Annotated in this window: 1 protein-coding gene; it reads right to left on the reverse strand. The window is 61.0% G+C overall.

The genetic code is table 11. The features are described from left to right. Positions 1-100: 100 nt before the first annotated feature. On the reverse strand, positions 101-282 hold a 182-nt coding region (locus AC0IYH_RS31065; protein ID WP_471838037.1), incomplete at its 5' end, for a hypothetical protein.

Consider the following 282-nt stretch of genomic DNA (forward strand, 5'->3'; position numbering starts at 1 on the left):
GTAGCCACCACGGCGCGGGTTCGCGATCGCCTTTCCTTCCGAGCGGCTAGTCACGACGGTCTCCGGCTGGATGCTTGGGGCCGGTGTCGGCTGCGGCTGGTTACCACACGCTGCGAAGGATAAAAGGACTGCCGTTGCAGCTGCCGATACGGTGTAACCGGTACTCGCTCGTCGCATTCAACATCCTCGATTTGGCTAACGCCGGAACCATATCTGCCAGGTTGATCGCTGGGAAGTCGCTGGCTCGTCGGTGAGATACAGGAACATAAGGGCGGGCCGTTC

The sequence above is a fragment of the Pseudomonas sp. AC463 genome, assembly GCF_979253585.1.